The sequence below is a fragment of the Lapillicoccus sp. genome, from assembly GCF_039935575.1.
GTDB lineage: Bacteria > Actinomycetota > Actinomycetes > Actinomycetales > Dermatophilaceae > Lapillicoccus.
The window spans coordinates 20,611-39,426 of the sequence record NZ_JBDTKA010000042.1 but is presented as its reverse complement, the minus strand read 5'-3'; the positions used below and the strand labels follow the sequence as shown (position 1 = coordinate 39,426).

Here is an 18,816-nt window from a genome sequence, read left to right as displayed (position 1 = left end):
CCAGGTCGAGCGTCGAGGTGTCGACCGTCACCACGCCGTCGGCGGCCGTGATGAACTGCGAGACGGTCGAGTCCTCACGGTCCCGCCGCACGATCTGGTCGCGGGTCGCTTCGACGCTCTGCTCATCGGCCTGACCGTGCAGCTCCGCAGCGCGCCGCGCCAACCGGGCGGCCTCGTCGGCCGTCAGCAGCACCCGCACATCGGCGTCGGGAGCGACGACGGTCGTGATGTCGCGGCCTTCCGCGACGCAGCCGCCGGTGCGCTCCGACGCCTCGGCGATGAGCGCGCGCTGGCGCAGCCGCATGCTGGCGCGGACGTCGAGGTTCGTGGCCACCATCGAAACCACGGACGAGATGGCCGTCTCGCGGATCGGACCGGTCACGTCGTGCCCGCCGACCTTGACCCACGGCATACCGGGGTCGAGGCCGACCTCGATCCGGGCCTCCTGCACGGCCTGAGCGACCGCCGGTCGGTCGGTGAGGTCGAGCCCGAGGTGCAGACACCACCAGGTGGCGGCGCGGTACATCGCGCCGGTGTCGAGGTACCCGACGCCGAGCTGTGTTGCCACGGCCCGCGCGACCGACGACTTGCCGGATCCGGAAGGTCCGTCGATGGCGACGACGAGATCATGTTCGTTTGCGGCGGGTGGCACGGTCATCGCGTCACACCTTAGTCAGTCGTGCACGCGCCAGCCGCGCTCGTCGAGCGCCTGGAGCAGGCGCTCGACCGATCCGGGAACTACCGACACCTCGGCGAGCCCGAACGGCTGCCCGAGTCCGTGCTCGAGGTGTAGGTCCTCGAGGTTGACCCCCGCGTCCCCCATGTCCGTCAGCAGGTTTCCGAGGGCGCCGGGGGTGTCCGGCACCATGACCACGACGGTCGCGTATGCCGTGCGCGCGGCGCCGTGCTTGCCCGGGATCCGGGACTGGCCGGCATTGCCGTTGCCGACGGTTCGGTTGACGACCTCGAGGGCGCCTCGTCCGTCGCCCGTCTCGAGGGCGTTGAGCGCCTCGATCACTTCGTCGAGGTCAGTTCTCAGCTCCGTCAACACTTCTCGGACGGCGGTCGCGTTGGCGGCGAGGATCTGGGTCCAGAGGTGGGGGTCACTCGCGGCGATCCGGGTGACGTCGCGAAGACCCTGCCCAGCCAGAGCCACCGCGGGGTCGGGCACGTCCCGGAGGCGACCGGCGACCAGGCTCGCAGCCAGTTGCGGGACGTGGGAGACCACGGCAACGGCGGCGTCGTGCTCGCGGGCGCCCATCACACTGACCGCGCTGCCGACCGCTATCGCGACCTGGCGGACCAGCTCGACCGCCTCGGGTCGGCTCACCGCGGTGGGGACCACCACCCAGGCACGCCCCTCGAACAGGTCGCCTCTCGCGGCGCCGGCACCAGATCGTTCCCGACCGGCCATCGGGTGTGAGCCGACATAACGAGCCAGGTCCCCACCCGCCGAGGCGACGGCATCGGCAATCGCGCCCTTGACGGAGGCGACGTCCGTGACCACGGCGTCCGGCCACCGTGACAACGACTCGACGACGACCTGCGCTGCGACGTCGGGTGGCGCGGCGACCACGACGAGCTCGGGGACCTCGGCGGCTTCATCGGCCACCTCCCCGGCGCCGAGGTCACGCGCCAGCCGGGCAGCCGTTGGCGACGGGTCAGACAAGGTGACGTTGAAACCCTTGCGGGACAGCGCAATTCCCAGGCTCGCTCCGATGAGCCCGGTTCCGACCACGCGGACGGTGACGGGGTGGGTGGCCATTCGAGTCACAACCCGGCGGCAGAGTAGAGCCGCCCGACCTCGTCCTGGGTGAGTCGACGGGTCCGTCCCGACTTGAGGTCGCCGAGGCGGATGGGCCCGACCTGCACCCGGACCAGGCTCTCGACGGGGTGGCCCACGGCGTCGAGCATCCGGCGTACGACGTGCTTGCGTCCCTCGTGCAGCACCACCTCGACGAGGGCTTTGCCCGGTTGGGAGTCGACGACCTTGAAGGAGTCCACGGAGACGGGGCCGTCGTCGAGGTCGACACCCTCGCGCAACCGCTTGCCCAGGTCGCGAGGGACCGGCCCGGGGATACGGGCAATGTAGGTCTTCGGGACCCCGTAGGCCGGGTGCTGCAGCCGGTGGGCCAGGTCGCCATCGTTGGTGAGCAGCAGCAGACCCTCGGTGTCGGAGTCAAGCCGGCCGACGTGGAACAGCCGCTCGGGACGGTTGCCGACATAGTCGGCCAGCGACACGCGACCGAGGTCGTCGTTCATCGTCGACACCACACCGAGGGGCTTGTTGAAGGCCAGGTAGACCCGTGACTCGTCCAGCTGGACGCGCACCCCGTCGACGTGCACTTTCTGCCGGTTCGGGTCGATCCGGACGCCGAGCTCGGTGACGACATGGCCGTCGACCTCGACCCGGCCTGCGCTGATGAGGTTCTCACAGGTACGCCGGCTGCCGACTCCGGCGGCGGCGAGCAGCTTCTGCAGGCGTACGCCGTCGGGGTCGTGGACGTCGACCTGCGGCTCGGGCTTGCGCGCGGGGAGCCTGGTCGGCTGGCTGCTCTTCGTCGACCCCGCAAACCGAGGCCCAGAGCCCTTCACCGGCTTGCCCGGACCAGAACCCTTGGCCGGTCCGCGACCCGTAGGAGTGCGCTTGGGCCGCCCCGCGTCGCTGCGGCCACCCTGGTCCCGGCTCACGACCGGCCCCGTTCGGCGAGCTCGTCGAGGGCGTCGACCTCGGGCAGGAACGGTGCGAGAGCAGGAAGCTCGTCGAGCGAGCGCAGCCCCATCCGTTGCAGGAAGTAGGCGGTGGTGCCGTAGAGGATCGCGCCACCCTCGCCCTGCTCGTCATCTTCGGCGATCAGTCCGCGGGTGAGCAGGGTCCGCACGACGCCGTCGACGTTGACGCCGCGGACGGCGCCGATCCGTGCACGCGACACCGGCTGGCGGTAGGCGATCACCGCGAGGGTCTCGAGGGAGGCCTGGGTCAGCCGGGCCTGTTGCCCGTCGAGCAGGAACTTCTCTACCACGGGGGCGTAGTCCGACCGGCTGTAGACCCGCCACCCACCACCGACCTCGCGCAGGGTGAAGCCCCGCTGCTGCGCGGCGTACTCCTGCTCCAGCTCCTCGAGGTGGGCGGTGACGTCGTCCAGCGGCAGCTCGAGGGCCGAGGCGATGGCAATCGCCGGGATCGGCTCGTCCACGACCATGAGCACGGCCTCGATCGCCGAACGTGCACCGCCGGGAAACGCCTGGATGTCGAACGCGACCTGGTCTGTCTCGACCTGTTCCGCATCGAGGTCGGTCAGGTCGTCCCTCGCCGCGGCCTCCGGTGGGCTGACGTCACTCATGGTCGTCGTCACGGTCTGGTTCCTCGCCCTCGAAGCTGCCTGTGTCCTGGTCGACGTCTGTGTCCTCGTCGAACTCCGCGCTCACGCCGACCTCGCCGACGTCACCTCCGACCCATCGCACCGTGAGTACCCCCAGCGACTCGGCCTGCTCCATGACGATCACACCTTCCTTGAACAGCTCGAGCACCGCCAGGAACCGCACCACGATGACAATCGGGCTCTCGGCGTCCTGCACGAGGTCGCGGAACGAGCACGTCCGTTGCGCACGCAGCCGGGACACCAGCACGGCGGCCTGCTCCCGGACGTTCACCTGCGGTTCGTGCAGGTGGTCCAGTCCCACGCTCGGCGGAATCTTGGGCACCAGGGCGCGAGCGGCGACCATGGCCAGCTGTTCAGGGGTGACCGCCATGACCAGCTCGGGCAGCAGCACGGCGAACCGCGGCTCCAGCCCGGCCTGCCGCGGTGTCATCCGTCCCGCTGTCGTGATCCGCTCGCCGAAGGCTCGGGCGATGTCCTTGAACGCGCGGTACTGCAGCAGCCGTGCGAAGAGCAGGTCGCGAGCCTCGATGAGGGCGAAGTCGTCCTCGTCCTGCGGACCGGTCTGGGGCAGCAGCCGCGAGGCCTTGAGGTCGAGCAGCGTCGCGGCGACCAGGAGGAACTCGGAGGCCTGGCTGAGATCCCACTCGGTGTCGGCGCTCTGGGCGGCCCTGATGTGGGCGATGAACTCGTCGGTGACCTGGGCGAGCGCGATCTCCGTGATGTCCAGTCGGTGCTTGGAAATCAACCCGAGCAGCAGGTCGAACGGCCCCTCGAAGTTGTCCAGGTGCACCTCGAACGGCGTCGGCGCGCTGCGGCGCGTCAGCACCCCGCCGGGGGTGACCACGTCACCGGGCGTTGTGGCCGGCGACGTCCCGGTCATACGTCAGGCCGCCCCGCCGCGCGCGATGAGCTCGCGGGCCAGCTGCCGGTATGCCGCGGCAGAGCCGTGCGCGCTGGCATACGTGGTGATGGGCTCGGCTGCCAGCGACGCGTCCGGGAACTTCACGGTGCGGCTGATGACGGTGTGGAACACCTGGTCCCCGAAGTGGTCGACGACCGAGCGAACGACCTCGCGGCAGTGCAGCGTCCGGCTGTCGAACATCGTCGCGAGGATGCCGTCGACGCGCAGCCGGGGGTTGAGGCGGTCGGTGATCTTGTCGATCGTCTCCACGAGCAGGGCGACTCCGCGCATGGCGAAGAACTCGCACTCGAGCGGGATGACGACTCCGTGGGCGGCGGTCAAGGCGTTGACGGTGAGCAGCCCCAGGGACGGCTGGCAGTCGATGAGGATGACGTCGTAGTCGTCGAGGACCGGTCGCAACGCTCGCGCGAGGATCTGCTCACGGGCGACCTCCCCGACGAGCTGGACCTCGGCCGCGGCCAGGTCGATGTTGGCGGGGACCAGGTCCAGGTTCGCGGTTCTCGTGTGCTGGATGATGCCGCGGATGTCGTGACCGCGTTCGACCAGCAGGTTGTAGATCGTCACGTCGAGCTCGTTGGTGCGGATGCCGAGACCCACCGACAGGGCGCCCTGCGGGTCGAAGTCGACGAGCAGCACCCGTCGCCCGACCTCGGCGAGCGCCGCGCCGAGGTTGATGGTGGTCGTCGTCTTGCCGACGCCGCCCTTCTGGTTGCACATGGCGATGACGCGAGCCGGCCCGTGCGAGGTCAGCGGCTGCGGCTCGGGGAACTCCGGCATCGGCCGGCCGGTGGGCCCGAGGGCGCCGGCCAGGGCGCGTTCCGTGCCGGGGAGGGGGTCCTCGTGTGGGCGAGCCTCACCCGGGGCGGGTCCACGAGGGTGCGGGTTCACCTCTGCGGTCACAGGTGTCTCTCCCGAGGTGGCGATGGGGTCTCAGCCTGGCCGGCAGGTTCTGGCGCAGTCGGCCGGTGGTCAGCTCTCGCTGATCACCCGGGGACCCTATCAGCGGGCCCGAGGATGGGCCCCGGCATACACCTCACGCAGTCGCTGCACGCTGACGAGGGTGTAGATCTGCGTCGTGGTCACCGATGCGTGTCCGAGGAGCTCCTGCACCACCCGCACGTCCGCCCCACCGTCGAGCAGGTGAGTCGCGAACGAGTGGCGCAGCGTGTGCGGCGAGAGGTGGCCTCCGAGGCCGGCCCGGGCGGCCGCGGACTGGAGCGCCGCCCAGGCGGCCTGACGCGACAACCGGCCGCCACGCGTACCGAGGAAGAGCGCCGGGGTCCCTCTGCCTCCCACCGCGAGAACGGGTCGGGCCCGGACCAGGTATGCCGACACGGCCTCGCGCGCGTAGCTGCCGACGGGGACCTGGCGTTCCTTGTCTCCCTTGCCGAACAACCTGACCTCGGCGTGCTCCGCGTCGAGGTCGATGTCGTCGACGTCGAGCCCGACCGCTTCCGAGATGCGGGCTCCGACGCCGTAGAGGACCTCGAAGAGCGCCCGGTCGCGCAGGGCGACGGGGGTGTCCCCGACGGAGGCGGCGTCGAGGAGGCGGACGACGCTCTCGACGGGGATCGCCTTGGGAAGGCGGCTCGGTGGCTTCGGTGGTGCCACCTCACCCGCCGGGTCCGCGGTCACGTCGCCCTCCAGCACGAGGAACCGGTGGAACCCGCGCACCGCGACCAGGGTGCGGGCCGCCGACGAGGCTGCCAGCGGTGGACGGTCGGCAGCGCCCTCGCGGAGCGCGGCCAGGAAGTCGGTGACGTCCGACTCTCGCACGCCGGCCGCGTCGTCGATGCCGCGGACGGCCAGGAACTCGCGGTATCGGGACAGGTCCCGCCGATAGGACGTGACGGTGTTGGTCGCCGACCCACGTTCGACCCTGAGGTGGTCCAGCCACCCGGTGATGCTGCGGTCGATCGGCGTGCCGGGCTGGGCCTGGTGGTCGTCGCTCAGTGCAGCGCGTCCTCGAGCGTGACGGCGGTCATGCCGTGGGCGGCGGCGACGGGAGCATAGGTGACGCCGCCGTCCCAGGTGTTCAGACCGAGGGCGAGGGCGCGGTCGGCGCGCAACGCGTCGCGCCAACCCAGGTTCGCGAGCTCGACGGCATACGGGAGGGTGACGTTGGTCAACGCGTAGGTGCTCGTATGCGGGACCGCACCGGGCATGTTGGCCACGCAGTAGAAGACCGATCCGTGCACGGGGTAGGTCGGGTCGGCGTGCGTCGTCGGCCGCGAGTCCTCGAAGCAGCCGCCCTGGTCGATCGAGATGTCGACGAGCACCGAACCGGTCTTCATCCGCGAGACCTGCTCGTTGGTGACCAGGGTGGGCGCCTTGGCCCCGGCGACCAGGACCGCACCGATGACCAGGTCGGCGTCGATGATCGCGCGTTCGACCTCGTACGCGTTCGACGCGACGGTCTGGCAGTGGCCCTGGTAGATCGCGTCGGCGTGACGCAGCTTGGAGATGTCGCGGTCGAGTAGCAGAACCTCGGCCTGCATGCCGAGCGCGATGGCGGCGGCGTTCATGCCGGACACCCCGGCACCGATGACGACGACCTTGGCGGCATATACACCGGACACCCCGCCCATGAGCACCCCGCGGCCGCCCTGGGCGCGCATCAGGGTGTGGGCGCCCACCTGCGGAGCCAGCCGGCCGGCAACCTCCGACATGGGCGCCAGCAGCGGCAGGGAGTGGTCGGGCAGCTCGACCGTCTCGTAGGCGATGCCCGTCACCTTGCGACGGCACAGCTCCTCGGTCAGGCGGCGGTCGGCGGCCAGGTGCAGATAGGTGAAGAGCGTCTGCCCTGCACGCATCCGGTGGTACTCCTGCGCCACCGGCTCCTTGACCTTGAGGACCAGCTCGCCCTCGCCCCAGACCTCGTCGGCGGTCGGGAGGATCTTGGCCCCAGCGGCGACATAGTCATCGTCACCGATCGAGGACCCCACCCCCGCGTCGTGCTCGACCAGGACGTCGTGACCGTGTCTGACCAGCTCGTGTACGCCGGACGGGGTGATAGCCACCCGGAACTCGTTGTTCTTGACCTCACGCGGGATAGCGACCTTCATCTCGCGACTCTAGACCGGTCGCGGTGTCCCCACGCGAGAAGCCGGCAGCCTACGGTGGGCTTCGCCAGCGCGACGAGGAGCACCCATGAAGCTGTATGCCGACCTGCCCGGCCGCCGTACGACCCAGATCCTGTCCGACGTGTTCATGCTCTGCTGGGTCGGAGTCTGGGTCTGGGCCGGCCACGCCGTCGGTGATGCGATCCGGACGTTGCGCGGTCCGACCGAAAGCCTCACCTCCGCGGGGAACTCCCTCCAGGAGAACATGTCCGGTGCGGCAGTCTCGGTGGGCGGGGTCCCACTTGTCGGGGACGCGCTGAGCGCGCCGTTCACCGCGGTGGCGGGCGCGGGGCAGCGGCTGGCCGGAGTCGGTGCGTCGTTGGGGGCCACCGTCGAGTCGGTCGCGCATGGCACCAGCATTGTGGTCGCCGTTGTGCCGATTGTGTTCGTCCTGGTGATCTGGCTCTTCTTCCGGGTCCGCTTCGTCCGCCGGGCAACGGCGGTGGCGCGGATGCTACAGCTGCCGGGCGCGATCGACCTGCTCGCGCTGCGGGCGTTGACCCGGCAGCCGCTGCGCCGGTTGGCGAGCGTCGGACCCGACCCGGCCGGGCGGTTCAGGACGGGTGACCCGGAGATGGTGATGCGACTCGCCGACCTGGAGCTGAGTTCGACCGGTCTGATGCTGCGCGGTCCGAGATCACGAGATCAGGCCGCGGTCGGCGGCCCCGCAACCTGAGGTCGCGTCTCAGGAAGTGCGGATCACGGCCGGGTGCAGGTCCTGCGGCGGGCACTCCCATCGGAGAGCGTCGGCGTCCAGCTGGTCTCCGGAGCGGATGTCCTTGACCTGGTCGGCCCTCGTCTCCCGGTTCGCACCGGGGAACCAGACGTAAGGGATCCCCCGGCGCTCGGCATACCGGATCTGTCTGCCGAACCGGTCCGCCTTGGGCGCCACCTCGCACGGGATGCCGCGCGAGCGGAGGGTGCCGGCGACGTCGGTAGACCGGGCCCTGTCCTGCTCGTCGTTGACAGCGACGAGCACGGCCGACGGCGTCGACCGGGAGGCGCTGAGCAGACCTTTGCCGAGCAGCAGCCCGAGGATTCGGGAGACGCCGATCGAGATCCCGACCCCCGGATAGGTCCTGCGCCCGTCGGAGGCGAGTGCGTCGTAGCGGCCGCCGGAGCAGAACGAGCCCCACGACTCGTACCCGACGAGCTGTGTCTCGTAGACCGTGCCGGTGTAGTAGTCGAGCCCTCGGGCGACCCGCAGGTCGGCGACGATGCGCCCGGGGGCATACGCCATGCCGGCGCGCACGACGTCGGCCAGGGCGAGCAGGCCCTCGTCGAGCGTGGGGTGCTCGACGCCGAGCCCGCGGACCCGGTCGACGAACGAGAGGTCGTCCGTCCGGATCGCCGCCAGGGCCAGGCAGCGCTCGGCCTGCTCCGCGCTCGCCCCGGCCTCGACGAGCATCGACGTGACCGTGGCTGGGCCGACCTTGTCGAGCTTGTCGACGATACGTAGCGTCTCGGTCAACCCGACCGCCGTGTCGAGGCCGATCGCCCGATAGAACCCCTCGGGTATTTTGCGGTTGTTGACCTGGATGACGAACTCGCCCACCGGGAATCGGCTGAACACGTCGGCGACGACCAACGGCATCTCCGCCTCGAAATGACCGGCGAGCTCGCCGACGTCGACGACGTCGATGTCGGCCTGGGTGAACTCGCGGTAACGCCCCTCCTGGGGACGCTCGCCCCGCCACGCCTTCTGGATCTGATAGCGACGGAACGGAAAGGAGAGGCGCCCGGCGTTCTCCAGCACGTAACGCGCGAACGGGACCGTCAGGTCGAAGTGCAGCCCCCAGCGGGCTTCCTCGTCGCCGTCACCGCCGGCCAACCGCGAGACGGCGTAGATCTCCTTGTCGGCGTCCTCGCCCTGGCGGCTGAGGCGGTCGACCGGCTCGATCGACCGCGTCTCGACCGAGGAGAACCCGTGCAGCTCGAACGTCTCGCGGATCACGTCGAGGAAGCGCTGCTCCACGATCCGGTCAGCGGGCAGGTACTCCGGGAACCCGCTGATCGGGGTGACCCGGTCGGCTCGTGGGGTCGTGGTCACGCTTTCAATCCTTGCAGGTAGGGGTTGGTCGTCCGCTCGCGCCCGATGGTCGTCTGCGGACCGTGGCCGGGGAGCACGAGGACGTCGTCCGGCATGGGGAGGACCACCTCGCGCAGTGACCGCTCCATCGCGGCCGGGTCGCCACCGGCGAGGTCGGACCGCCCGATCGACCCGGCGAACAGCACATCGCCGCTCAGGCAGGTGGCGCTCAGACCTGAACCGTCGCCCAGCTGGTCGGGGAGGCGGGGGATCGTGAACATCACTGACCCTTCCGTATGCCCGGGCGCGTGAGCGATCGCCACGTCCAGACCCGCGAGCTGCAGGTGTTCGCCGCCGATGACCGTGACGACGCGCTCGGGCTCGCGCCAGGTGGCGCGTCGCCCGAACTGCGACTCGAGCATCTCGACGAGGCCGTCGTCCAGCATCGCGATGGGGTCGACGAGGCGGTAGCGGTCGTCCTGGTGGATGTATGCCGGGTTTGCCGGTACGCCCGCGGCGGTGTCGCCTCCACAGACCGGAGTGACGGCATACACGTGGTCGAGGTGTCCGTGGGTGAGCAGGACCGCCGTCGGTCGGAGCCGGTGCTCGCGGCATACCTCCGCCACCTGGTCCTCGACGCCGATGCCCGGGTCGACGACGACGCAGTCCTCTCCAGGACCGGTGGCGAGCACGTAGCAGTTTGTCCCGAACGCCGCGGCGGGGAACCCGATGGTCAGCACGGCTGGAGCCTAACTTCCGGTCCAACTGTCACGCAGTCGTGACCCACCTCGCACCTGGTCGCCTGAAGGGTTGCCTAGACTGACCCATCGTCCCGGGCTGGTAGGCCGGGGGCGAGGTGACGATGTGACGATGTCGGCGGCCGACGAGGTCCGGTTCGGCGGGAGGTGCTGTTGACCAAGGACCAGGACCGCGCCCGGGAGCGTCGGCGGTGGGAGAAGCGCGAGCGGAAGCTCGCAGAGAGAAGGGCTCAGTCCGTGCGTGACAAGCAGGCCATCCTGGCTGTCGTCGGTGTGCTGGTGGTGGTGTTCGGGTTCGTGTGGCTGGCCAACGTCCTGAGCAACCGCACGGACACCCCCGCTACGCCGGACACCTCGGCCACGACCCAGCCCACCTCGGACGCGACGACCAGCGCTCCCCCCACGGTGGCGCCCACCCTGGCAGCGGGATGCTCCGCGGTCCCCGCGATCCCGACGGCCCAGCCCACCGTGAGCGGCCAGCCTGATCTCGCGGCTGCCAAGGGCAAGTCCTTCGTTGCCACCATGAAGACCACCTGCGGGGATCTCACCATCGCCCTCGACGGCACCGCGGCACCCGCTGCCGTATCCTCGTTCAACCTCCTGGCCAAGGACAACTACTGGGTGGATACCAAGTGCCACCGCCTGGTTACCCAAGGGATCTTCGTGCTCCAATGCGGCGACCCGACCGGCACGGGCAGCGGTCCTGGCCCTGGATACCACTTCGGTGTCGAGAACGTTCCCAGCAACGACGTCTACCCGCGTGGCAGTCTCGCGATGGCTCGCAAGCAGGGCGACCCCAACAGCAACGGCGACCAGTTCTTCATCGTCTACAAGGACACGACGCTGCCCAAGTCCGCAGACGGCAGCGGGTACACGCTGTTCGGGACGGTGACCTCCGGCATGGACATCGTCGACAAGATCGCCGCAGCCGGCGTGAACTCCGGCGACCAGACGTCACCGTTGGCACCGATCAGTATCCTCGGCGTGTCTGTCCAGCCGAAGGCGTGACGCGAGCGTGAGCGACGACCAAAGCACAGACGTGACGGAGCCCGACCCCGCCATCGAACCGGTGACGGTGCCCGACCACAACATCGAGCCGGTGACGGTGCCCGACCCCGCTATCGAGCCGGTGACCGAGCCTGCGCCCACCCCCCCGCCGGCATCAAGCCCGGCTGTCCCCACACCGGCGATGTTCGCGCGGCGGCACGGCACACCGGACCGCACCGCCGCATACGGGCGGGTCGCCGACGACGGTGTCGTCTACGTCACGACTCCCGATGGCGAACGGGCCGTGGGCTCCTACCCCGGTGCCTCACCGGCCGGGGCGCTCGCCTACTTCGGCCGCAAGTACGACGAGCTGGTTGCCGCGGCGGACCTGCTCCACCAGCGGGTCACGCAGACCGACATCTCCGCCAAGGACGCCGAGGAGGGCCTCGTCCGGCTGCGCGAGCAGACGACCAAACCCAACGCGGTCGGCGACCTAGCGGCCCTCGAGGTCCGGGTCGCCGAGATCGAAGCGGTCGTCGTGACGCGGCGGGCCGCCGATGCCGCTTCGCGCGCGGCTGCCCGCGAGGAGGGACGTGCACACCGCGAGGCGCTCGTCACCGAGGCGGAGACGATCGCGGCACAGCCCGAGAGCTCGATCCAGTGGAAGAGCAGCGGCACGCGGATGCGTGAGCTGCTCGACGAGTGGAAGGCTCACCAGCGGAGCGGCCCCCGGTTGGACCGCGGCGGCGAGTCTGCTCTCTGGCAACGGTTCTCGGCAGCCCGCAACGGGTTCGACCGGGCCCGACGAGTCCATTTCGCCCAGCTCGACACGGAACAGTCGTCGGCCAAGGTCGCCAAGGAGCGCCTCGTCGAGGAGGCGGAGCGGTTGTCGACGAGCAAGGACTGGGCCCCGACGGCGAGTGCGTTCAAGAAGCTCATGGACCAGTGGCGAACGGCTGGGCGCGCCGGACGCTCCGACGACGATGCCCTGTGGGGCCGCTTCAAGGCGGCCCAAGATGGGTTCTTCGCAGCCAAGGACGCGGTCGTCGCCAAGGAGGAGGAGTCCTTCCGCGGCAACCTCGAGGTCAAGGAGCGGCTGCTCCGCGAGACGGACGGGATCCTGCCCGTCAAGGACCTCGAGCGGGCCAAGGCATCGCTGCGGAGCATCCAGGACCGGTGGGACAAGGCCGGCAAGGTCCCACGCGCCGATCTGGAGCGCACCGAGAAGTCCCTTCGTCGTGTCGAGCAGGCCGTGCGCGACTCCGAGGACCGTCGCTGGTCGTCGGCGAACCCCGAGGCGGCGGCGCGGGCCCAGAGCCTGGCCGACCAGCTCGAGATCGCGGTCGCAGGGTTGAGGCGAGACCTGGCCAAGGCCGAGGCGTCGGGCGACACACGGAAGATCGCCCAGGCCACCGAGGCGCTGGAGGCGCGCGAAAAGTGGCTCGCGCAGGCGAAGGCTGGGCTGGCCGAGTTCGGCTAGACGTCTGAACCCCGACGTCGCTCCCGGCGCTGCGTCCGACGAAGTGGCGGCCAGGGCGACCGAAACGTCGGACGCAACCCGGCGACGAACCAGCGTCAGTCCTCGGCTGCGGTATGCACCTTGCCGCCGGTGATCCGGTAGACGTCGAACACCCCGTCGATCCTGCGCACGGCCCGGATCACATGGTCGAGGTGGCTGGGGTCACCCATCTCGAAGGTAAACCGGGACAGGGCGACTCGGTCGCGAGACGTCTGGACCGACGCCGACAGGATGTTGACATGTTGGTCGGACAACACCCGGGTGACGTCGCTCAGCAGCCGGTTGCGGTCCAGCGCCTCGACCTGCAGCTGGACGAGGAAGACGCTCGACGCGGAGGGCGCCCACTCGACGTCGATGACCCGATCCTGTTGTCGCAGCAACGAGTCCGCGTTGGTGCAGTCCCGGCGGTGCACCGACACACCGTTGCCGCGCGTGACGAAACCCATGATCGGGTCGCCCGGCACCGGCGTACAACACTTGGCGAGCTTGATCAGCACGTCGTCGGCCCCGACGACGATGACCCCGGGGTCGCCCGCCCGCCGGCTGCGAGATCGGTTGGGAACCACCGCTTCCGCGAGGTCCTCGCTGGCACCCTCCTCGCCGCCGAACGACGCGACGAGCCGGTTGACCACGTGGACCGCGGACACGTGTCCTTCGCCGACCGCGGCATAGAGGCCGTCGATGTCGGTGTAGCGCAGCTCCGAGGCCACCCCGGCGAGGCTCTCGACGCTCATCAGCCGCTGCAGGGGCAGCTTCTGCTGGCGCATCGCCCGGGCGAGGGAGTCCTTGCCGCGGTCGATCGCCTCCTCGCGCCGCTCCTTGGAGAACCACTGCCGGATCTTGTTGCGCGCCCTGGCGCTCTTGACGAACCCCAGCCAGTCGCGCGACGGACCCGCGCCGTCGGCCTTGGAGGTGAGCACCTCGACGACGTCGCCGTTCTCGAGCACCGACTCCAGCGGGACCAGCCGGCCGTTGACCCGCCCGCCGATCGTGTGGTGCCCGACCTCGGTGTGCACGGCGTAGGCGAAGTCCACCGGCGTCGCGCCGGCCGGCAGCGAGACGACCTCGCCCTTGGGCGTGAAGACGTAGACCTCGCCGGCGTTCATCTCGAACCGCAGCGAGTCGAGGAACTCCCCCGGGTCCTCGGTCTCGCGCTGCCAGTCGAGCAGCTGGCGCAACCACACCATGTCGCCGGAACCGACGTCGCCCGGTTGCTCCGCGGGGGCCGGCTTGGCGTCCTCCTTGTACTTCCAGTGCGCCGCGACGCCGTACTCCGCCCGGCGGTGCATCGTATGCGTGCGGATCTGGATCTCGACCGGCTTGCCCTCCGGACCGATCACCGTCGTGTGCAGCGACTGGTACATGTTGAACTTGGGCATCGCGATGTAGTCCTTGAACCGGCCGGGCACCGGGTTCCATCGCGCGTGCAACGCTCCGAGCGCTGCATAGCAGTCGCGGACCGTCTCGACCAGGACGCGCACCGCCACGAGATCGTAGATCTCGTCGAAGTCGCGGCCGCGGACGATCATCTTCTGGTAGACGGAGTAGTAGTGCTTGGGCCGCCCGGTGACCGTCGCCTTGATCTTGGCTGTGCGCAGGTCGTCGGACACCTGCGTCCGGACCTCCGTGAGGTACTCCTCGCGGGCCGGTGACCGCTCGGCCACGAGCCGGACGATCTCGTCGTAGACCTTGGGGTAGAGCGTGGCGAACGACAGGTCCTCGAGCTCCCACTTGATGGTGTTCATCCCGAGCCGGTGCGCGAGCGGCGCGTAGATCTCGAGCGTCTCGTGGGCCTTGCGCTGAGCCGACTCGCGCGAGACGTAGCGCCAGGTCCGCGCGTTGTGCAGCCGGTCGGCGAGCTTGATGACCAGCACCCGGATGTCGCGCGCCATGGCGACGACCATCTTGCGCACCGTCTCGGCCTGGGCCGCCTCGCCGTACTTCACCTTGTCGAGCTTGGTGACCCCGTCGACCAGCCCGGCGATCTCATCGCCGAAGTCGCGGCGCAGCTGGGCGAGGCTGTATGCCGTGTCCTCGACGGTGTCATGCAGCAGGGCGGCGGCCAGGGTCGCAGGGGTCATTCCGAGCTCGGCGAGGATGGTCGTCACCGCGAGTGGATGGGTGATGTAGGCGTCGCCGGACAGCCGCATCTGGCCGCGGTGATGCTCGTCCGCAACCTGGTAGGCGCGCTCGATGACGGAGCTGTCGGCCTTGGGATGGGTCGAGCGCACCGTCTGGAGGATCGGCTCGAGGACCGGGTTCGCGGGGCGGTTGCCCCCGAACCGCGCGAGGCGCGCCCGCACCCGGGCCGGGGTCGTCGTCAGTGCCGTGGCTGGCGCCGTGACCGGGCCCGTGTCGGAGCGCAGCTCCTCACTCATGCAGTGAGTCTAGTCGGGCGCGGGTGACCCCCCGGACTCGCCGGACGGGCGAGAGGCCCCCGGCGAGCGTCGGTCAGATGCTGACAATCGAGTGCAGCTCGCGGTCGGTGAGCTTGGCCCGCCCCTCGAGAAACCCGATCTCGAGCACGACGTCGATCGCCTCGACCACGGCGCCGGCACGTTCGACGAGACGGCAGGTCGCCACGACGGTGCCTCCGGTGGCGAGCACGTCGTCGAGGACCAGTGCCCGCTGCCCCGGTTGGAGCGCACCGACGTGCATCTCGAGGACCGCCTCGCCATATTCGAGGGTGTACTCCTCGCGTAGCGAGGGGCCGGGGAGCTTGCCGCCCTTGCGCACGGGCACGAACCCGACGCCCAGGTCGTATGCGACTGCGGCCCCGATGATGAACCCGCGGGCCTCGATGCCCACCACGACGTCGATCCGTCCCGCATACCGGCCGGCGATGTCGCGCACGACGGCCGCGAAGGCCGGTCCGTCGGACAGCAGCGGGGTGAAGTCCTTGAACAGCACGCCCGGCTTCGGGAAGTCAGCGACGTCACGCATCCGGGCCAGCACGAGCTCCCGGATCGGGCTGACCTCGTTCGAGCCGCTGGACGCGGCCGTCATCGCTTGGACTTGGGTGCGCGCTTCGGCTGGTTGCGCGGACCGCTGGCGGCCCACTTGTGCACCTCACGTCCGGAGGCGGTCCGGGTCGACTCGTCCTCTCCGGCACTCGCCGGGGTGACCTGGAGCTGCTCGTCGACGGCGGTCGGCACCTGCAGACCGGCACCGATGCGCACGGTCTCCTTCGTCTGCACGCGCTCGGCGGCCCGGTCGAGCTCCTTGACGGCGGGCTCGCCGCGGCGCAGGTCGACCAGCAGCGGTGTTGCGATGAAGATGGAGGAGTAGGCGCCCACCCCGATCCCGACGAACAGCGCGAGGCTGAGGTCGAGCAGGGTGCCCGGGCCGAGCAGCGTGATCCCGACCACGAGGATGGCGGCGATCGGCAGCAGCGCGACGACGGTCGTGTTGACCGAGCGGACCAGGGTCTGGTTGACGGCGAGGTTGGCCGCCTGCGTGTAGGTCATCCGCCGGTTGGAGAAGGCCTCGGCGGTGTTCTCGCGGACCTTGTCGAAGACGACGACGGTGTCGTAGAGCGAGTACCCGAGGATGGTGAGGAAACCGATCATCGAGGACGGCGTGATCTCGAACCCGAACAGGGCGTAGATGCCGACCGTGATGATGAGGTCGTGCAGGAGAGCGACGAGACCGGCTACCGCCATCTTCCAGGTCCGGAAGTAGGCCGCCATGACAAGCGCCACCAGGATGAGGAACACCACCAAGGCCTGTATCGCCTTGGTACTGACCGAGGCTCCCCACGAGGGCCCGATCAGTGACGCGCTGATGCTGTTGGCGCCCACGCCGAACGCGGTGGCCAGCGACTCCTTGGCCGCCTCGTTCTTTGCGTCGGCGGCCTCGGTCTGAACCCGGACCGTGTTGCCGCCGATCAGGGTGACGACGACGTTGCCGGGTATGCCTGCCGACCCGACCGCGGTGCGCGCCTTGTCCTCGTAACCGGCCGTGTTGGCGACCTGGGAGACCCGGAACTCGGAGCCGCCCCGGAACTCGATCCCGAAGTTGAGACCGCGCGCGAAGATGCCGACCAGGGCCAGCACGATCAACACTGCGGACACGGCATACCAGGTCTTCTGCCGGCCGATGAAGTCGATCGACCGTTTGCCGGTGTAGAGGTCGTTGCCGACCTGGGCGAAGCTGACCATGTCAGGCCTTCCCCTCGCTCATCGGCACGGTGGCCGGGGTGGAGCCGGGTTTGGCCGCCGGGGTGGGTCGGGGCGAGCCGGACGAACCCGACCCGCCGGAGACCGGACGTGGGCCCGAGAACTTGCCGCGCCCGACATACCGGACCTTGGCACCGAGACGCTCCGGGTCCAGGCCCGACCACCGGTGGCCGCCTCCGAAGAACTCCGTGTGGGCCAGGATCGCGACCACCGGGTGCGTGAACAGCACGACAACGACGAGGTCGATGAGCGTCGTCACGCCGAGGGTGAAGGCGAACCCGCGCACGTTGCTGGAGGCCAGGAAGTAAAGCACCGCAGCGGCCAGGAAGTTCACCGCGTCGGCGGCGAAGATGGTGCGTCGCGCGCGGGCCCAGCCCGCCTCGACGGCCGCCACGAGCGGCCGGCCCTCGCGGACCTCGTCACGGATGCGTTCGAAGTAGACGATGAATGAGTCGGCGGTGACACCGATCGCCACGATGACACCAGTCACCCCTGCCATGGTGAGCCGGAAGTTGTAAGACCAACCCAAGAAGGTCAGCACGCCATAGGTGAGGATGCCGGCGATGACGAGCGACGCGACGGTGACCAGCCCGAGCAGCCGGTACTGCAGCAGTGAGTAGACCACCACGAGGAGCAGGCCGATCAGGCCGGCGAGCAGACCGAGCGTGAGCTGTTCGCTTCCGAGGGTCGGGCTGATGTCTTCCTGGGTCTGCAGTGTGAAGGAGAGCGGGAGGGCGCCGAACTTCAGCTGGTTGGCCAGGGCGCGGGCCGACTCGATGGTGAAGCTTCCGGTGATGCTGGCCTGGCCGTTGGTGATCGCGGCCTGGGTGGTGGGCGCCGAGATGACCTGCTTGTCGAGGACGATCGCGAACTGGTTGCGCACGCCCTTCAGGCCCACCAGCCGGGTCGTGACCGCGCCGAACTTCTGCGCGCCGTCGCCGGTGAACTTCAGCTGCACCTCGACGATGCTCGTGGGCTGCCCGTTGCCGGAGGTCTGGTAGCCGGCCGAGGCGTCGGCGATGTCGGTGCCGTCCACCTCGACGGGACCGAGGATGTACTTGGTCTGCTTGTCCTGCGAGCACGTCACAAGAGGTTGTTTCTCGTCGTCGACGGCGGCGTTGACCGCGTTCGGCTTCGAGCAGTCGAGCGCGGTGAACTGCGCTTCGATGGCCGGGGTGACCCAGTTGGTGTCGCTGGCGTCGGTCGGTGCCACGGTGGGTGTGCTGTTCAGGCTGACGCTCGGCGTGGGCGTGCCGGTGCCACCACCGGAGGTCGTGGCCGTGCCGCCCGGCGTCGTGGCGCCGGTCGCCGGCGTGGTCTCGTCCTGCAGGAGGGCTTTCGGGACGGCGGCGTTGGCGGACGTCGCCGGGTTCGCGGTCGACGGTGAGTCGGGGGTGAAGACCGGCGGCGGGGTGGTCGCCGTCGGAGCTGTGGCGCTCGGGGTCGCGGTTCCGGTCCCGGTGGCCGTCCCGGTGCCGGTCGCGGTTCCGGTGGCCGACGGCGACGCCTGCGGTGAACCGGCGTCAGCGACGAGGACGGCGCGGAACCGCAGCTGGGACGGCTTGCGGATCGCGTCGAGCTGAGCCGCGGTGGGCTGGCCGGGAATCGAGACGACGATGTTGCGGCCGCCCTGGGTGGTGACCTCGGCCTCGGCGACGCCGTAGGAGTCGACCCGCTGGACAATGATGTCGCGCGCCTTGTCGAGCTGACCCTGGCTCACCTGCTGGTTCGGGTCGGTGAGGACCGGTTCGAGGGTCATCTCCGTGCCGCCCTCGAGGTCGAGACCGAGCTTCGGAGTCAGCTGCCCGTTGCTGAGCTGGTGAGCCGCGGCGATGCCGCCGAACAGGGCAACGATGACGACGAGCAGGGCGAGCAAGACCCGTCGAGGGGTACGCGTACGCGGGTTGAGAGCCACCAG

Annotated in this window: 17 protein-coding genes; 3 read left to right on the top strand and 14 right to left on the bottom strand. The window is 69.8% G+C overall.

The annotated features are described in order from the left end of the window. The 8 genes from cmk to ald all read right to left on the bottom strand — a co-directional run. Nucleotides 1-658, bottom strand: a 658-nt coding sequence (cmk, locus tag ABI385_RS05440; RefSeq protein ID WP_348102724.1) for a (d)CMP kinase, incomplete at its 3' end; no start/stop codon positions are given. A gap of 15 nt (nucleotides 659-673) precedes the next feature. Further along, nucleotides 674-1,765: a prephenate dehydrogenase gene (locus ABI385_RS05435; protein WP_348102723.1), complete on the bottom strand. Its 1,092-nt coding sequence runs from the start codon at nucleotides 1,763-1,765 to the stop codon at nucleotides 674-676. 5 nt (nucleotides 1,766-1,770) lie between these two features. Further along, nucleotides 1,771-2,691, bottom strand: a complete 921-nt coding sequence (locus ABI385_RS05430) for a pseudouridine synthase (RefSeq protein WP_407068228.1) — start codon at nucleotides 2,689-2,691, stop codon at nucleotides 1,771-1,773. Then, nucleotides 2,688-3,344: an SMC-Scp complex subunit ScpB gene (gene scpB / locus ABI385_RS05425; RefSeq protein WP_407068231.1), complete on the bottom strand. Its 657-nt coding sequence runs from the start codon at nucleotides 3,342-3,344 to the stop codon at nucleotides 2,688-2,690. The genes ABI385_RS05430 and scpB overlap by 4 nt, the downstream gene beginning before the upstream one ends. Beyond that, the gene (locus ABI385_RS05420; RefSeq protein WP_348102721.1) at nucleotides 3,337-4,263 is read right to left on the bottom strand and encodes a ScpA family protein; all 927 of its coding nucleotides are present in this window, start codon (nucleotides 4,261-4,263) and stop codon (nucleotides 3,337-3,339) included. The genes scpB and ABI385_RS05420 overlap by 8 nt, the downstream gene beginning before the upstream one ends. A 3-nt stretch (nucleotides 4,264-4,266) precedes the next feature. Continuing rightward, nucleotides 4,267-5,193, bottom strand: a complete 927-nt coding sequence (locus ABI385_RS05415; RefSeq protein WP_407068230.1) for a ParA family protein — start codon at nucleotides 5,191-5,193, stop codon at nucleotides 4,267-4,269. A 111-nt stretch (nucleotides 5,194-5,304) separates the two neighbouring features. Then, nucleotides 5,305-6,258 carry a site-specific tyrosine recombinase XerD gene (locus ABI385_RS05410; RefSeq protein WP_407068229.1) on the bottom strand — a complete coding sequence of 318 codons (954 nt, stop codon included), beginning with the start codon at nucleotides 6,256-6,258 and terminating at the stop codon, nucleotides 5,305-5,307. Next, a complete protein-coding gene (gene ald, locus ABI385_RS05405) occupies nucleotides 6,255-7,370 on the bottom strand; it encodes an alanine dehydrogenase (RefSeq protein ID WP_348102720.1) in 1,116 nt (371 codons plus the stop codon). Before ald ends, ABI385_RS05410 begins: the two co-directional genes overlap by 4 nt. A gap of 85 nt (nucleotides 7,371-7,455) precedes the next feature. On the opposite strand from ald, the gene ABI385_RS05400 reads away from it, so the two are divergent. Next, nucleotides 7,456-8,103: a hypothetical protein gene (locus ABI385_RS05400; protein WP_348102719.1), complete on the top strand. Its 648-nt coding sequence runs from the start codon at nucleotides 7,456-7,458 to the stop codon at nucleotides 8,101-8,103. Between the two features lie 9 nt (nucleotides 8,104-8,112). Here ABI385_RS05400 and hisS read toward each other — a convergent pair whose 3' ends face one another. Next, nucleotides 8,113-9,477 carry a histidine--tRNA ligase gene (hisS, locus tag ABI385_RS05395; RefSeq protein ID WP_348102718.1) on the bottom strand — a complete coding sequence of 455 codons (1,365 nt, stop codon included), beginning with the start codon at nucleotides 9,475-9,477 and terminating at the stop codon, nucleotides 8,113-8,115. Next, the gene (locus ABI385_RS05390) at nucleotides 9,474-10,196 is read right to left on the bottom strand and encodes an MBL fold metallo-hydrolase (RefSeq protein WP_348102717.1); all 723 of its coding nucleotides are present in this window, start codon (nucleotides 10,194-10,196) and stop codon (nucleotides 9,474-9,476) included. Before ABI385_RS05390 ends, hisS begins: the two co-directional genes overlap by 4 nt. 171 nt (nucleotides 10,197-10,367) lie before the next feature. Here ABI385_RS05390 and ABI385_RS05385 point away from each other — a divergent pair, with 171 nt between their 5' ends. Then, nucleotides 10,368-11,222 carry a peptidylprolyl isomerase gene (locus ABI385_RS05385; RefSeq protein ID WP_348102716.1) on the top strand — a complete coding sequence of 285 codons (855 nt, stop codon included), beginning with the start codon at nucleotides 10,368-10,370 and terminating at the stop codon, nucleotides 11,220-11,222. Nucleotides 11,223-11,229: 7 nt separating this feature from the next. Next, a complete protein-coding gene (locus ABI385_RS05380) occupies nucleotides 11,230-12,681 on the top strand; it encodes a DUF349 domain-containing protein (RefSeq protein WP_348102715.1) in 1,452 nt (483 codons plus the stop codon). A gap of 95 nt (nucleotides 12,682-12,776) precedes the next feature. Here ABI385_RS05380 and ABI385_RS05375 read toward each other — a convergent pair whose 3' ends face one another. The 4 genes from ABI385_RS05375 to secD all read right to left on the bottom strand — a co-directional run bounded on the left by ABI385_RS05375 (nucleotide 12,777) and on the right by secD (nucleotide 18,813). Next, entirely contained in the window at nucleotides 12,777-15,098 is a 2,322-nt protein-coding gene (locus ABI385_RS05375; protein ID WP_348102714.1) for a bifunctional (p)ppGpp synthetase/guanosine-3',5'-bis(diphosphate) 3'-pyrophosphohydrolase, read from the bottom strand. Nucleotides 15,099-15,171: 73 nt separating this feature from the next. Then, a complete protein-coding gene (locus ABI385_RS05370; protein ID WP_348102713.1) occupies nucleotides 15,172-15,726 on the bottom strand; it encodes an adenine phosphoribosyltransferase in 555 nt (184 codons plus the stop codon). After that, nucleotides 15,723-16,880 (bottom strand): protein translocase subunit SecF, encoded by a 1,158-nt coding sequence (secF, locus tag ABI385_RS05365; RefSeq protein ID WP_348102712.1) that lies wholly within the window; start codon nucleotides 16,878-16,880, stop codon nucleotides 15,723-15,725. The genes ABI385_RS05370 and secF overlap by 4 nt, the downstream gene beginning before the upstream one ends. Nucleotide 16,881: 1 nt before the next feature. Beyond that, on the bottom strand, nucleotides 16,882-18,813 hold the full coding sequence (gene secD, locus ABI385_RS05360; RefSeq protein WP_348102711.1) for a protein translocase subunit SecD: 1,932 nt from the start codon (nucleotides 18,811-18,813) through the stop codon (nucleotides 16,882-16,884). Nucleotides 18,814-18,816: the final 3 nt, after the last annotated feature.

Bases quoted from the DNA above. Each gene is read 5' to 3' on its own strand.
- ABI385_RS05435 (WP_348102723.1), bottom strand. From the start codon at position 1,765: ATGGCCACCCACCCCGTCACCGTCCGCGTGGTCGGAACCGGGCTCATC.
- scpB (WP_407068231.1), bottom strand. From the start codon at position 3,344: ATGAGTGACGTCAGCCCACCGGAGGCCGCGGCGAGGGACGACCTGACC.
- ABI385_RS05420 (WP_348102721.1), bottom strand. From the start codon at position 4,263: ATGACCGGGACGTCGCCGGCCACAACGCCCGGTGACGTGGTCACCCCC.
- ald (WP_348102720.1), bottom strand. From the start codon at position 7,370: ATGAAGGTCGCTATCCCGCGTGAGGTCAAGAACAACGAGTTCCGGGTG.
- ABI385_RS05400 (WP_348102719.1), top strand. From the start codon at position 7,456: ATGAAGCTGTATGCCGACCTGCCCGGCCGCCGTACGACCCAGATCCTG.
- ABI385_RS05375 (WP_348102714.1), bottom strand. From the start codon at position 15,098: ATGAGTGAGGAGCTGCGCTCCGACACGGGCCCGGTCACGGCGCCAGCC.
- ABI385_RS05370 (WP_348102713.1), bottom strand. From the start codon at position 15,726: ATGACGGCCGCGTCCAGCGGCTCGAACGAGGTCAGCCCGATCCGGGAG.
- secF (WP_348102712.1), bottom strand. From the start codon at position 16,880: ATGGTCAGCTTCGCCCAGGTCGGCAACGACCTCTACACCGGCAAACGG.